The organism is Sandarakinorhabdus limnophila DSM 17366, assembly GCF_000420765.1.
Lineage (GTDB): Bacteria > Pseudomonadota > Alphaproteobacteria > Sphingomonadales > Sphingomonadaceae > Sandarakinorhabdus > Sandarakinorhabdus limnophila.
In genome coordinates, this window is record NZ_ATVO01000004.1 from 90,001 (window position 1) to 103,757 (window position 13,757).

Genomic DNA, 13,757 nt, shown 5'->3' on the forward strand with positions numbered 1-13,757 from the left:
TATGACGCCCTATTCAGACTCGCTTTCGCTACGCCTACGCCTAACGGCTTAAGCTTGCCAAATACACTAAGTCGATGACCCATTATACAAGAGGTACGCTGTCACCCCTCAAAGAGGCTCCAACTGATTGTAGGCATTCGGTTTCAGGTACTGTTTCACTCCCCTCATCGGGGTGCTTTTCACCTTTCCCTCACGGTACTAGTTCGCTATCGGTCATGCACGAGTACTTAGGCTTGGAGGGTGGTCCCCCCATATTCAGACAGGATTACACGTGTCCCGCCTTACTCAAGGATCTGATCTCAACTGACGCATACGGGGCTATCACCCGCTCTGGCCGACGTTTCCAAGTCGTTCTGCTGATTTCGATCAGACCACTGGCCTGGTCCGCGTTCGCTCGCCACTACTAACGGAGTCTCGGTTGATGTCCTTTCCTCCGGGTACTGAGATGTTTCAGTTCCCCGGGTTCGCTTCTCCATACCTATGTATTCAGTATGGGATAATCTGATCATTAAACTTCGGACGACCCGAAGGTCGGACGAAATTTAATGAAGAGATTGGGTTTCCCCATTCGGAAATCTGCGGGTCAAAGGTTGCTCACACCTCACCACAGCTTATCGCAGCGTGCCACGTCCTTCATCGCCTGTGCATGCCAAGGCATCCACCAAATGCCCTTACCTCACGCTTGAAAACCCGCACCACCAACGACATCACTGTCGCTGGCCTTGCGGCCATCAAACGATCACTGTTTCGGCGTCAGAACCCACCAAGGCGGGAGGCCTGACACCAGGTACGTATCTCATTGGCTTGTATACCCAATGAGAACGACCCACGGCATCGTTCAAAAAAATCCATTCACAATGTCAAAGAAATTACCGCGACAGCAGATCTGCCGGGCAAACTGGTTACCTCATTCTGGAACGTTGGTGGAGCCTATCGGGATCGAACCGATGACCTCAAGCTTGCAAAGCTAGCGCTCTCCCAACTGAGCTAAGGCCCCTTATGCAGCAAAAGCCGCAACGAGAAGCGCATGGTGGGCCGAGAAGGATTTGAACCTTCGACCCCACGCTTATCAAGCGTGTGCTCTAACCCCTGAGCTACCGGCCCCCTTACCCTTTCGGGTGCGCATCGCCAAAAGCGACGGCGCGAGAGCCGCAGCTTTCGGCGTTTTCCAGAATGAAGGGACATGAGGGCGGCGGTAATGTTCTTTGGAACGGTTGACGCTCTTCCGGGCAAGCCCGGCGCAGTACAACCAAATCCTTAGAAAGGAGGTGATCCAGCCGCAGGTTCCCCTACGGCTACCTTGTTACGACTTCACCCCAGTCACTGAACCGACCGTGGTCAGCTGCCTCCCTTGCGGGTTAGCCCACTGCCTTCGGGTCAATCCAACTCCCATGGTGTGACGGGCGGTGTGTACAAGGCCTGGGAACGTATTCACCGCGGCATGCTGATCCGCGATTACTAGCGATTCCGCCTTCATGCTCTCGAGTTGCAGAGAACAATCCGAACTGAGACGGCTTTTTGAGATTAGCTCACCCTCGCGGGTTTGCAGCCCATTGTCACCGCCATTGTAGCACGTGTGTAGCCCAGCGTGTAAGGGCCATGAGGACTTGACGTCATCCCCACCTTCCTCCGGCTTATCACCGGCGGTTCCTTTAGAGTCCCCAACTGAATGATGGTAACTAAAGGCGAGGGTTGCGCTCGTTGCGGGACTTAACCCAACATCTCACGACACGAGCTGACGACAGCCATGCAGCACCTGTGTCCTAGTCTCTTGCGAGAAGGAATCCATCTCTGGAAACCGTCCAGGCATGTCAAACGCTGGTAAGGTTCTGCGCGTTGCTTCGAATTAAACCACATGCTCCACCGCTTGTGCAGGCCCCCGTCAATTCCTTTGAGTTTTAACCTTGCGGCCGTACTCCCCAGGCGGATAACTTAATGCGTTAGCTGCGCCACTGGAGCTCCAAGAGCCCCAACAGCTAGTTATCATCGTTTACGGCGTGGACTACCAGGGTATCTAATCCTGTTTGCTCCCCACGCTTTCGTGCCTCAGCGTCAACAACGGTCCAGTGAGCCGCCTTCGCCACTGGTGTTCTTCCGAATATCTACGAATTTCACCTCTACACTCGGAATTCCACTCACCTCTCCCGTGTTCCAGCCATCTAGTTTCAAAGGCAGTTCCAGGGTTGAGCCCTGGGCTTTCACCTCTGACTTGAATGGCCGCCTACGCACGCTTTACGCCCAGTGATTCCGAACAACGCTAGCCCCCTCCGTATTACCGCGGCTGCTGGCACGGAGTTAGCCGGGGCTTATTCTCCCGGTACGGTCATTATCTTCCCGGGTAAAAGAGCTTTACAACCCGAAGGCCTTCTTCACTCACGCGGCATTGCTGGATCAGGCTTTCGCCCATTGTCCAATATTCCCCACTGCTGCCTCCCGTAGGAGTCTGGGCCGTGTCTCAGTCCCAGTGTGGCTGATCATCCTCTCAGACCAGCTAAGGATCGTAGCCTTGGTGAGCCTTTACCTCACCAACTAGCTAATCCTACGCGGGCTCATCCCTAGGCGATAAATCTTTGGTCCGAAGACATCATACGGTATTAGCAGTAATTTCTCACTGTTATTCCGTACCTAAGGGCAGATTCCCACGCGTTACGCACCCGTGCGCCACTAACCCCGAAGGGTTCGTTCGACTTGCATGTGTTAGGCATGCCGCCAGCGTTCGTTCTGAGCCAGGATCAAACTCTCAAGTTCATGCAACCAGCTGCTACGGGGAAAACCGTTGGCAACTGACTGTTGTTCAGGAGCTTATTCTGTTCACAAGATCACTAACGTAACCGGCAAAAAGCCGGTGTGCTATGTGGTATTGAGACATATAAGCTTCGGTTTAACCACGGCACTCGGAACCTGAAATCCCGAACCGTGGACCGCCGCCCACATGTCCCTTCATTTTAACCTACGATGAGAAAGAGCGACACCGAACATTCCCCTGGCGAACCAAGTTCCTGACCGGTGTCAATTTCGAGGTCGGCGGCAAACGCTTTGCTCTGATCCAGAGGACCGGGGCGGTGGGTTCGTCGTCGGCGACGGAGGCGGCTTATGGTCCGCTCGAAAGTCTCCGTCAACAACTTTTTTTCCGACGCTTCCGAATTACTTCGGAAGCTTGAAATCCCCGGCACCGCAACGATTGTTTGCCCACTTTAAGGGTGGGTCAAGTTGACCGTCGCTGTTGTCTTGGCTGCCTGGGGAGCGTCACTCGGAAGCGGCGTCCCCGTTGGCCGGGAGCGCTCCTCTATGGGCGACCCACCGGCCTTGCAAGCGCTTTTTGCGAGATCGTGTAGTTTTCTGTCTCTTCCTTGGAAGAAGCGAACCTTCTCCACAGGGCGCCTGTGGGGACTGCCGCCATCACATCAGGGCAAGCCCGGCAGAATCAGTCCACCCCAATGTCCGGATCCGGCAGAATCGCCTCCACAGTCGCCGCATGGCAGCTCTAGGCCTTGTACAGAATCGGGTATTCCGCCGAATCAGTCGATCAGACGTGCCCGCATCAGCTGGTGATATAGTGCTTCAACGATTCGGCTTCAGCCTCGGCGTCCTCGATCCGGCGTTTCACCAGGTCACCGATCGAAACGAGACCCAGAAGCCGGTCGCCCTCCAGCACGGGCAGATGGCGGAATCGGCCTTCGGTCATGATCGCCATTGCATCAGACACGCTCGTGCGTGCGTCGGCGGTGATCACCGGCGCCGTCATGAGATCAGCGGCGGTGGCATCGTGCACGCCCTTCCCGTGCAGGTGCATGCCGCGGCAGATGTCACGCTCGCTCAACAGGCCGGCGATGACATCACCGTCCATCACCAGCACAGCGCCGATGCGATGTTCATGAAGCAGGGCAACAATGTGGGTGATCGGCAAATCGCGGCCGACTGTGACAAGCGGCTTCTTGCCGACGAGAAATGAACCGAGCATGGTTCGCCTCACAATAAGGGCGCCGCATTGGCGCCGCGGTTGGCAATCATGCGCCCATCATCACCGGAAGGCAAAATACAATGAATGGCCCAGGCCTCAACCCTTCCGATTCGGCTGCTACCAGCGCTGACTGGGTGCCGTTCTGGCGCCTGATCCGCATCGTGGCACTGTGTGCGCTGCTGGCCGTGCTGGCCGCGCTGGGCTGGCTGCAGGTCACAGGTTCGCCACAGCGATGGGAATTGTGGCTGGCGGTGGCGGGCGGCGTAGGCGGCACAGTGTTGCTGTCAGGCGCGCTGATGGGCCTGGTGTTCGTCTCCAATCGCTCCGGCCACGACGACAGCGTGGGCCGGGGCGACTAGGGGCGGGCGTCAATCAGCCGATTCGGTTTCCGCTGCCGGCTTGCGGGTGCGTCGGCGCACGGGCTTTTCAGTCGGAGCAGCTTCGGCGGCGACGGATTCGGCTGGAACCGGAGCTGCCGGGGCTTCCTCCGCATCGCGACGCACGCTCAGGCGACGGCCCTCGCCGCGCGAGACGGGGGGTGGCAGCGCCTGCAGAAACGATTCGCGGTCATCGACCGCCGGTGCATCAGTCGAATCCTGATCCCGCGGCTGCTCTGAGCGTTCCGGCCGGCGATCACGCCGATCACGCTGCCAATCACGGCGGTTGCCGTCGGCGCCACGATCTTCACGGGGCCGATCTTCACGGGGCCGATCTTCACGCGGACGTTCGTCACGGGGACGGTCATCGCGAGGGCGATCATCACGGGGACGTTCGTCACGCGGACGATCATCGCGGGGCCGGTCGTCACGGGTGCGGCCATCACGGTTGCGATCATCCCGGCGACCACGCTCACGGTCATCGCGGGGGCGATCATCACGGGGCCGGTCGTCGCGGGCGCGCTCATCACGGCGTTGATCGCCGTCATCACCACGATCGTCGTCGCTCTCGGCATTGCCGCTGTCGCCGTCCACGCCGTCATCATCGTAGGCGTCGCGGCCGTTACGGCCTTCGGGCTGGCGATCACGATGATCGCCCAAAATGCGGAAATAATGTTCGGCATATTGCAGATAATATTCTGCCGTCACCCGATCGCCGGCCTGTTGCGCATCACGCGCCAGGGCACGATATTTTTCCAGAAGCTGGGTGGCATTGCCGCGCTGGCGGTTATCAAGCCGGGCACCATAATTGTTGCCGCCAGCCATTTGTTGCGGGCGCGGACCTGTGTTGCCGCCTCCACGCCGCCGCCGCTGGTTGTTCCTGATCAAGATCGTTGTCCCCGTTGACTGGCCATATCGCGGCGGCTGTTGGGTGTAATCATGCCCTTCGCGCGGTTCGGACGCCGGGGGCCAACAGGCCCATCCGCGACCGGACTTGCCCTTTGCTGGCGTACCGGCTGATGCTGCGCGAGAGGCAGCCCGCTGCTTTCCTGCTGCGGCTACCTGAATGCGCCTTAGCCGGGCAAATCCCATCCGCCAAGGGAAAAACGACGCAGGCCCCTCAGCGTGCCACCTTGGGCGCCATGCCAGCCATCAACTGGAAGCAGGCTTCAGGGTCCTGCCGCTTCAGGCCGAGCAACTGCATTTCGGCTGCGCCTTCCCGCCCAACCGGGATTTCGGGCACATTGCCCGTGATCCCGGCGATGATCTGCTCGGCGGCTTCGTGGATGGAAATGCCGGCATCAACCGGATCCTCGCCATCACCTTTCTGGCTGCCGTCACCGCGCAAGGCGTTCTTGCCGATGCCGGTGGCGACAAAGCCGGGGGTGAGCACGTGCACCTGCACACCATATTGGGCGATCTCGGCCCTCAGCGCGTCGGACCAGCCGACCAACGCATGTTTGGCGGCGCAATAACCGGTGCGCAGCGGCGAGCCGACCTTACCCGCGACCGAAGCGTTGTTGATGATTCGCCCCGACCCGCGCGCAACCATGGCCGGCAGCACCAGCTGCGTCAGCCGCAGCGGCGCGAAGAAATCCACCTCCATCAGAGTGCGGTAAACCGGGAATTCGGTATCGAGCGCCAGGCTGCGCTGCGATATTCCGGCATTGTTCACCAGCCAATCGACACCGCCGGTCACCGCCGCCACCCGCGCGGCAATGGCCGGCAGCAAATCAAGGTCGGTCACCTCAAATGTTTCAACAATGCTGCCGGGGCATTGGGCGGCAACTTCTTCCAGCGCTGCCTGGTTGCGGCCCGACAGCACCAGCCGCGCGCCCTTTGCCGCCAGCGCCAGCGCCAGCCCCTTGCCGATCCCGGCCGAAGCCCCGGTGATCCAGATGGCCTTGCCTGCAACATCGCTCATTGGAAATAACTCCAGCCGGCGGCCGGCACGCCGATCAACATCGGGTGGGCCCACAAGATCAAGAACCACAACAGCAGCCCGCCTAGCACCGGCACCAGGCCGGGCCAGATCGCGTTCCGTGGTTGGCGGCCGGCCACGATGGCCAGAAACGGAAAATGCGAGGTGCGCGCCATGTGAGCGGCATAGGCGGGGTTCTGCGCCTTCTTCTTGCCGTCCTGCATGGCCGTGCCGAACAACGCCAGTACGGCCACACCGCTGGCCAGCACGATGGTGCGCGGATCAGCGGTCATCATGATGTGCACGCCGGCCCAGATCGCCATACTCCACATCATCGGGTGGCGAGTGATGCGCTGCAGGCCCTTGGGTTCCCCCTTCACGCCCGGCATCATCGCCGGGTTGGGCGCGCTCACCGATCCCACGAAGAAAATGCAAGCCACCAGCATCGCCGCCAGCGCCGGGATGTAAGCGCCTGCCGGCGTATCCCACAGCCGTTCCTTGGGCGTCTCGCGCCACAACTGCACGGCGCTGCCAAAACTGGCCAGCGCCACCAGCGAATAGACGACGGCGAAGCCCTTCTCCCCAAGCCGCGCCACCAGCGGGCCACGCAGGGGATGCGACAGCAATTCATGGCTGACCACGAACAGGCCCACCAGCAGCGCCAGCAGCATCAGATCAGACACGCGATACCCCTCTTCCGGCCGGCAATTCGCCAATTCATTGCGGATATTGCAACGGCAAATCAGTGCGGCCAAGCGCTTTGTAACGCTGCGCCAATAAGGTCTGCCGGCTGGTCATCGGCTGGGCCGCTACATCAATCCATACGGCAACTGGGGAGCTCATCAGTTCCAGCGGATCTCCATCCCACAGCACGATATCGGCCCGCTTGCCCACTTCCAGCCTTATCATGCCATTGTCGATGCGGCGCCCGGCGCCGTCATAGATGGTGGCCCCGCGGATCACCGTCACCTGGCCGGCATAAGGCCGGCACTGGCTTGGCCAGGGGTCCTTGCCCACGCGCACCATGTCGGGCGGTGAGGCGGGTACGTCTTTCGGCTTGTCCTTTGCGACGGCGACAGAGGCCAGCACCACACCGGCGATGCCCAACAACAAAATAGCCCGCATGTTCAATCAACTCCCCTGGTGGCCCCACGTTGGGCCAACAAGCACGCAAGCGCAAATTACCCTACCGCCACTATTTCACGCCGTGCATCAGGCGCTTGAGCAAGGGCGAGATCAGCAGCAGCACGCCGCCAATCGCCGCCGAAGCGAAGCCCATGGTTTCGAACACCCCGGCATAAGTATCGAGGCTGACCTTGAGATTGGTCACCTGCCCGCCCACTGTCTCAACGCTGGCTACCTGCGCCACCAGGCCGCCCACATATTGCGCGCAGGCGATGGAGACGAACCACAGGCCCATCATCAGGCCGACGATGCGCGCGATGGAAAGCTTGGTCACCATCGACAGGCCGACCGGCGAGATCATCAGTTCGGCCATGGAGTGGATGAGATAGAGGCCAGCCAGCCACCAGATACCCACCTTGAAATCATCGCCGGCAAACTGCGTGCCCCACACCAGGAACAGGAAACCACCGCCAACGCCGGCCAGCGCCATGCCGAACTTCACCGGAATGCCCGGTTCCAGCCCGCGCCGGCCCAGCGCCTGCCACAACAGGCTGAACAGCGGCGCCAGCATGACGATGAAGATGGCGTTGAAGAACTGCGTCTGCCCCGGCGAGATTTCAAACAGGCCAAAGATCGACAGATCGGTGTTGCGCGCCGCAAACAGCGTCAGGCTGGAACCAGCCTGTTCGAACAGCGTCCAGAACACGACGTTGAACACGATCAGGATGATGGCTGCCAGCATCATCTGCCATTCAGCGCGGTTGCCATAGACGATCGACCAGATCGGGATCAGCACCACGCAGGCCAGGAAGGTGGCAAACAGCACCTTTCCCAGGATCGGCAAGCCCATCAGATAGCCCATGAAGCCTGCGCCTTCCACCGGCGGTGGCGCCGCCATCAGGTTGGTGAACAGGAACCACACCAAGGGCACGAAGGCGATGGCGCCCAGATAGATCGGAATGTCGCGGTTGGGTGCGCCGACCGGCGGCTCGCCATAGCCTTCCAGCTTCGGCCCGGCGAACTGGATCAAATACCAGCTGAGCGCCATGCCCAGCGCCGCCAGCAGGAAGCCTGCCCACCAGCCATAGGCATCGGCCAGAAACGGACAGGCCAACTGGCTGCCCAGCGAGCCGAGGTTGATGCCCATGTAGAAGATGGTGAAGCCCGCGTCCCGCCGGCTGTCGCCCTTGGCATAGAGGCTGCCAACCATGGTGGAGATATTGGGCTTGAAGAAGCCATTGCCGATGGTGACCGCCGACAGGCCGATCAGCATGATGGTGACGAACAGCACATCGCGCTCCCCGCCGGCTTCGAAACCGCCCTTGTCGATATGGCGGGCTTCGGTACCGTCGGCACCAAGCAGCGAGACGCTGCCATCCTCATTGCCCTTGATCTGCAGTTTCTGGCCGTCGAGCGTGACGAACTGCGCCTTGTCATTGCCCTTGGTTTCGACGCTGACCGCATATTGCTGGCCATCGAATTTGGCCCAGGGCTTGGCCGCCTCACCACCGAAACAGAGCGTGAAATAGCCCAGGGCCATCAATATGGCGCCGAACTTCACGGCTTTCTTCGATCCCAGATAATTATCGGCCAGCAAGCCGCCGACCAGCGGGGTGAGATAGACCAGCGCGGTGAAGCCACCATAGAGGCTGGTGGTCGTGCTGTCGGAAAACAGGAAATGGTTGGCGAGATAGAGCGTCAGCAACGCCCGCATGCCGTAATAACCGAACCGCTCCATGGCTTCGGTGGTGAACAGCCGCGCCAGCTGCGCCGGGTGGCCGAACCATTGCGGGCGGGTATCTGCCGCCGCCGCGCTCGCGTTCTCGCTCAAAATGTCTCTCCCACGCACGCCAGACCCAGGCGCGCCATTTCCGGCACCGGTGATAGCGGGCAGCAACGGTTCCGCCAAGCCGACTTGACCTTGGCCGCCCGCAGGAGTCTGTTCGGGCCATGATCCGTCACCTGCTCCCCGCCCTCCTCGCCCTGCTGCCACTGCCTGCCGTGGCCGCGCCCATGCTGATAACGGCCGATCGGGTGTGGGATGGGGAGGCGATGCACGCGGGCTGGCAGGTGCTGGTCGATGATGGGCGCATCGTGGCGGTGGGGCCGAATCTTGCCGCCCCAGCCGATGCCCAGCGCATCGCCCTGCCCGGCCAGACCTTGCTGCCCGGCTTCATCGAAGGCCACAGCCATCTGCTGCTGCACCCCTATGACAAGGTGCCGTGGGACGATCAGGTGCTGAAGGAAAGCGAGGCCTATCGAGTTGCCCGCGCCGTGGTGCATGCCAAGGCAACGCTGATGGCGGGCTTCACCACCGTGCGTGATCTCGGCACCGAAGGCGCCGGCAATGCCGATGTCGGGCTGAAACGCGCCATCAATGAAGGCCATGTTCCCGGCCCCCGCATGATCATCGCCACTCGCGCGCTGGTCGCGCCCGGAAGCTATGCACCCAAGAACGACGCCTGGGCGGTGCCGCAGGGCGCGGAGGAAGCCGATGGCCCCAATCTTGTCAGCGCCGTGCGCCGCCAGATCGGCGCCGGGGCCGACGTGGTGAAGCTCTATGGCGATTATCGCTGGCACCCCGGCGAAGGCAGCCGGCCCACCTATTCGCAAGGTGAAATCACTGCTGCCGTGGCCGCCGCCCATGATGCCGGGCGGCAGGTTGCAGTGCACGCCAACACCGCCGAAGCCATGCGCCGCGCCTCTGCCGCCGGGGTGGAGGTGATCGAACATGGCAGCGAAGGCGACGCTTCCACCTTCGCACTGATGGCGAAGAACAAGACTGCGCTGTGCCCGACGCTCGCCGCCGGCGATGCCATCGCCCGCTATCGCGGCTGGAACGGCCAGGAACCGGCACCGGCCGATGTGCAACAGGACCGTACCGCCTTCCAGTTGGCGATGAAGGCCGGCGTGCCGATCTGCATGGGCGGCGATGTCGGCGTGTATGAACATGGCACCAATGCCCGCGAAATGCTGCTGATGGCCAAGGCGGGGATGCCCAACGCCGCTGTGCTCACCGCCGCCACGGCCGGCAACGCCCGCTATTTCGGGCTCACCGACCGCGGCCGCATCGCGCCCGGCCTGCTGGCCGATCTGGTGGCAGTGCCCGGCGATCCGCTCGCCGATCTGGCGGCCGTCTCCCGGGTGCGATTCGTGATGAAGGGCGGGGCAGTGGTACGGGCCGACTAGAGGGCGGCTGTCCTACAGGGGGCGATTCCGCTTATCATCCGGCCCGGGTTCACCCGCCGCTCTGTCTCAATCTGCAGTCCCGAACAGCCTCGCGCGCACGAAGAGAAACTGTAACCTTTGTAACCTACAGGCGCGCAGTGGCACGGCGATTTGGCAAAAGCCGCCAGCGCCATTACAGCCGCCGGCCATGGACAGTTTCAACGACACCACCAGCACCACCGCCCTGCTCGCCAGCCGCCGTTCCGGCAAGGCACGCGAAATGGTGGCGCCCGGTCCCGATGCCAGCCAGTTGCAGGCCATATTGGCCGCTGCGGCGCGCGTGCCGGATCATGGCAAGCTGAACCCGTGGCGCTTCGTGGTGATCGACAATCGCGCCGCCTTTGCAGACGCGCTGATGGCCATCTATCTGGCGGGCAAGCCAGACGCCGGTCGGCTGGAGCGTGAGGCGGTCACTCAGTTCGCCACCCAGGCGCCCTGCCTCGTGGTTGTGATCGCCAGCCCCAAGCCCAGCCATATCCCGGCCTGGGAGCAGGAGCTTTCCGTGGGCGCCGCCTGCCAGAATCTGGTGCTGGCCGCGCACGCCCATGGCTTTGTTGCCAACTGGCTGACCGGCTGGGCGGCATTTGACGATCAGGTGCTGGCGCTGCTGGGCGGCGTCGCCCCGGAACGCATCGCCGGCTTCTTCTTCATCGGCAGCCAGGGCAAACCGCTGGAAGAACGCCCCCGGCCCGACCTTGCCGCCATTACCAGCCACTGGCGCGGCTGAACCGCCTCAGCTGCACTGCACCGTGCCGCTGCCGGCGACTTTCTTGATGCAGCGGGCGCCGCCGGTGATGCGCACATCGCCAGAACCGGCGATTCGCACATCGGCCTGACCGCTGGCGCGCGCACTGACATTGCCCGAACCGGCAATGCTGATCGCGGTGTTGGAACAGGCCAGGCCAGCCAGATCAGCATCACCACTGCCGGCGATCTTCACATTGAGCGCACCACAGCGACCGGCGACCTTCACATCACCGGAACCCGAAATCGCCACATTAGCGGTGCGGGTATCAAGGCTGGCCAACAGCAGATTGCCGGAACCCTCCACTCGAATATCGAAGGTCTCGCCACTGCCCTTGTCAGCCTGCACATCGGCAGAGCCCGCCACCGACAGACCATGCAGGGCCGGCAGCGTGACGGCGACGTTCACGTCCTTCCCGCCCCAACCCCAATTGCCCTTCTTGCGGCCGATATGGAGCACGCCCTTTTCAACGCGCACCTCCAGCTTGTCGAGGTCGGCCGCTTCGCCGCTGGCGATAACCGAATAGCCATTGCCCTGACGAACCGAGACGTTGTCGCTGCCGCCGACGGCCACCTTATCAAAGCCTGACGCATCGAACCGGCGTTCCGCAGCGTTGGCTGGAGCGGCGGCAATGGCAGCGGTGAGCAGCAACAGGGCAGGGCGGATCATGGCAGAAGCTCCTTGTGTATTGCTGTATTAATACACAAAGGCTGGACAGCTGCAAGTCCATTACGAAACAGGCGCCGGTCCCTGGGTGGGAAGCGGCGCCTGTGTCATCGCGAAGCCGTGTTGGCTTCGTCGAAGCGGCTCACGCCGCTTTCAGCACTTGTTCGATCTTCTGCTGAGCAGCCGGCTCGTCGATGTTCTCCATCGCGGCCAGTTCACGGGCGAGGCGGCCAATGGCGGCGTCATAGATCTGCCGTTCGGAATAGCTCTGTTCCGGCTGGTCTTCGGCGCGATGCAGATCGCGCACCACTTCGGCGATGCTCACCAGATCGCCCGAATTGATCTTGGCTTCATATTCCTGGGCGCGGCGCGACCACATGGTGCGCTTGATGCGCGGCTTGCCCTTCAGGGTGGTCAGCGCTTCGTTCATGGTGGCCTGGCTCGACAGCTTGCGCATGCCAATGCCTTCCGCCTTGTTGGTCGGAACGCGCAGCGTCATCCGCTCTTTTTCGAAACGCAGCACGAACAGATCAAGCGACGCACCGGCGATATGCTGGCTCTGGATTTCCACCACGCGCCCCACGCCATGCTTGGGGTACACGACATAATCACCGACTTCGAAACCGAGCGGTTTGGCAATTGCCATAGATCCAGTATCCTTCTTTATCAGGCCGCCAGGATCAATCGCGCTGTGCCGGCGGGCGCGCGGCGCTGCCGGGGTACTGCTGACGACCCGTTGACGTGACTGCCTGCCTGTCTTGCATGACCCTGGCCCGTTGCCCGCCTGGCAGGTTGGCGAAGTTGGCGACGGAACCGGCGAACCCGGCCGGAGGCACATCACCGCCGACCACAGAATAGGTCATATCAGAAACTTGTCACAATTGCCATGACAATGGCGGCCCTCGCCGCCGAAATTGGCAGTTTTGGGTCAAAAAGTCTCACTCCCGGCCATTTTCAGGCCGAAAGTGGACCAGTTTTGCGGGCGATTACGAGCCCTTGCCGGGCGTTGGCGTGAAATATTTGTCGAACTTGCCGTCTTCGCCCTTGTGCGAATCGGCATCATCCGGGGTCTCACCCTTCATGGTGATGTTCGGCCACTGGGCGGCGTAGGTGGCGTTGATCTCCATCCACTTTTCCAGGCCGCCTTCGGTATCGGGCAGAATGGCTTCGGCCGGGCATTCCGGTTCGCACACGCCGCAATCAATGCATTCGTTGGGGTTGATCACCACCATGGTCTCGCCTTCGTAGAAGCAGTCCACCGGACACACTTCGACGCAATCCATATACTTGCACTTGATGCACGCTTCAGTGACGACGTAGGCCATAAATCTCCCCTCAAGGCAGCAGCAGCCGCCAAAGGCTGGTTACCCCTGTTATCCGTTCGCGCCTTAGGCGAGGGCGAAGGCTTCTGGCAAGAGGGCATCTTGCGAAGACAGGGTCGCATCAGCGTTGATCGCCGCTCTGCCGGGGGTGAGATCGGTGTAGAAATCGCGGGCTTCGGCATAGGGGCCGCGGTGATCCGGCAGGCCTTCCACGCGCACCACGACCACATCATCACCGCGTGGCCAGCTGAGCACCGCTCCGGCCCTGACCAATGTCGCTGCACGATCCACCACGCGGCCATCGATACGCAATCGTCGGCTTTCACACAGGTCCTGAGCGTGGGATCGGGATGGCGCCAGGCGCGCAAACCAGAGGAACTTGTCCAGCCTCAACCCTGCTCCGTAGACCAAA

13 protein-coding genes, 2 tRNA genes and 2 rRNA genes (1 of these 17 running past the window's edge) are annotated in these 13,757 nt (G+C 61.7%); 3 read left to right on the forward strand and 14 right to left on the reverse strand.

What is annotated here, in order from left to right:
• From G566_RS0103640 to G566_RS0103660, 5 genes are all read right to left on the reverse strand, one after another.
• A 23S ribosomal RNA gene (locus tag G566_RS0103640) occupies nucleotides 1–685 on the reverse strand (it extends 2,104 nt beyond the left edge of the window).
• Nucleotides 686–921: 236 nt separating this feature from the next.
• Nucleotides 922–997, reverse strand: a tRNA-Ala gene (locus G566_RS0103645).
• A gap of 31 nt (nucleotides 998–1,028) precedes the next feature.
• A tRNA-Ile gene (locus tag G566_RS0103650) sits at nucleotides 1,029–1,104 on the reverse strand.
• Nucleotides 1,105–1,261: 157 nt separating this feature from the next.
• Nucleotides 1,262–2,748 (reverse strand): 16S ribosomal RNA (locus G566_RS0103655).
• Together the 16S and 23S rRNA genes with 2 tRNA genes alongside form the textbook arrangement of a ribosomal RNA operon.
• A gap of 793 nt (nucleotides 2,749–3,541) precedes the next feature.
• Nucleotides 3,542–3,961, reverse strand: coding sequence for a CBS domain-containing protein (locus tag G566_RS0103660; RefSeq protein WP_022679322.1), 420 nt, complete (start codon nucleotides 3,959–3,961; stop codon nucleotides 3,542–3,544).
• An 80-nt stretch (nucleotides 3,962–4,041) separates the two neighbouring features.
• Between G566_RS0103660 and G566_RS0103665 the strand changes: the two genes are divergently transcribed.
• A complete protein-coding gene (locus G566_RS0103665; RefSeq protein WP_022679323.1) occupies nucleotides 4,042–4,320 on the forward strand; it encodes a hypothetical protein in 279 nt (92 codons plus the stop codon).
• A gap of 9 nt (nucleotides 4,321–4,329) precedes the next feature.
• On the opposite strand, the gene G566_RS13400 is transcribed toward G566_RS0103665, so the two are convergent.
• From G566_RS13400 to G566_RS0103690, 5 genes are all read right to left on the reverse strand, one after another.
• Nucleotides 4,330–5,430 carry a DUF4167 domain-containing protein gene (locus tag G566_RS13400; protein WP_084706742.1) on the reverse strand — a complete coding sequence of 367 codons (1,101 nt, stop codon included), beginning with the start codon at nucleotides 5,428–5,430 and terminating at the stop codon, nucleotides 4,330–4,332.
• Between the two features lie 28 nt (nucleotides 5,431–5,458).
• Nucleotides 5,459–6,262: an SDR family NAD(P)-dependent oxidoreductase gene (locus G566_RS0103675; RefSeq protein WP_022679325.1), complete on the reverse strand. Its 804-nt coding sequence runs from the start codon at nucleotides 6,260–6,262 to the stop codon at nucleotides 5,459–5,461.
• A complete protein-coding gene (locus tag G566_RS0103680; protein ID WP_156874414.1) occupies nucleotides 6,259–6,942 on the reverse strand; it encodes an NnrU family protein in 684 nt (227 codons plus the stop codon). The genes G566_RS0103675 and G566_RS0103680 overlap by 4 nt, the downstream gene beginning before the upstream one ends.
• 34 nt (nucleotides 6,943–6,976) lie before the next feature.
• Nucleotides 6,977–7,384 (reverse strand): hypothetical protein, encoded by a 408-nt coding sequence (locus G566_RS15890; protein WP_207789906.1) that lies wholly within the window; start codon nucleotides 7,382–7,384, stop codon nucleotides 6,977–6,979.
• Nucleotides 7,385–7,454: 70 nt separating this feature from the next.
• On the reverse strand, nucleotides 7,455–9,215 hold the full coding sequence (locus G566_RS0103690) for a peptide MFS transporter (protein WP_022679328.1): 1,761 nt from the start codon (nucleotides 9,213–9,215) through the stop codon (nucleotides 7,455–7,457).
• 119 nt (nucleotides 9,216–9,334) lie between these two features.
• Between G566_RS0103690 and G566_RS0103695 the strand changes: the two genes are divergently transcribed.
• On the forward strand, nucleotides 9,335–10,573 hold the full coding sequence (locus G566_RS0103695; protein WP_022679329.1) for a metal-dependent hydrolase family protein: 1,239 nt from the start codon (nucleotides 9,335–9,337) through the stop codon (nucleotides 10,571–10,573).
• Between the two features lie 187 nt (nucleotides 10,574–10,760).
• Nucleotides 10,761–11,339 (forward strand): nitroreductase family protein, encoded by a 579-nt coding sequence (locus G566_RS0103700; RefSeq protein ID WP_029131221.1) that lies wholly within the window; start codon nucleotides 10,761–10,763, stop codon nucleotides 11,337–11,339.
• 6 nt (nucleotides 11,340–11,345) lie between these two features.
• On the opposite strand, the gene G566_RS13405 is transcribed toward G566_RS0103700, so the two are convergent.
• From G566_RS13405 to G566_RS14990, 4 genes are all read right to left on the reverse strand, one after another.
• Nucleotides 11,346–12,026 carry a head GIN domain-containing protein gene (locus G566_RS13405; RefSeq protein WP_051135926.1) on the reverse strand — a complete coding sequence of 227 codons (681 nt, stop codon included), beginning with the start codon at nucleotides 12,024–12,026 and terminating at the stop codon, nucleotides 11,346–11,348.
• Between the two features lie 139 nt (nucleotides 12,027–12,165).
• Nucleotides 12,166–12,669 (reverse strand): CarD family transcriptional regulator, encoded by a 504-nt coding sequence (locus G566_RS0103710; RefSeq protein ID WP_022679330.1) that lies wholly within the window; start codon nucleotides 12,667–12,669, stop codon nucleotides 12,166–12,168.
• Nucleotides 12,670–13,009: 340 nt separating this feature from the next.
• Entirely contained in the window at nucleotides 13,010–13,348 is a 339-nt protein-coding gene (gene fdxA / locus G566_RS0103715; RefSeq protein ID WP_022679331.1) for a ferredoxin FdxA, read from the reverse strand.
• Nucleotides 13,349–13,411: 63 nt separating this feature from the next.
• Nucleotides 13,412–13,756, reverse strand: coding sequence for a S4 domain-containing protein (locus tag G566_RS14990; protein ID WP_336433246.1), 345 nt, complete (start codon nucleotides 13,754–13,756; stop codon nucleotides 13,412–13,414).
• Nucleotide 13,757 lies beyond the last annotated feature (1 nt).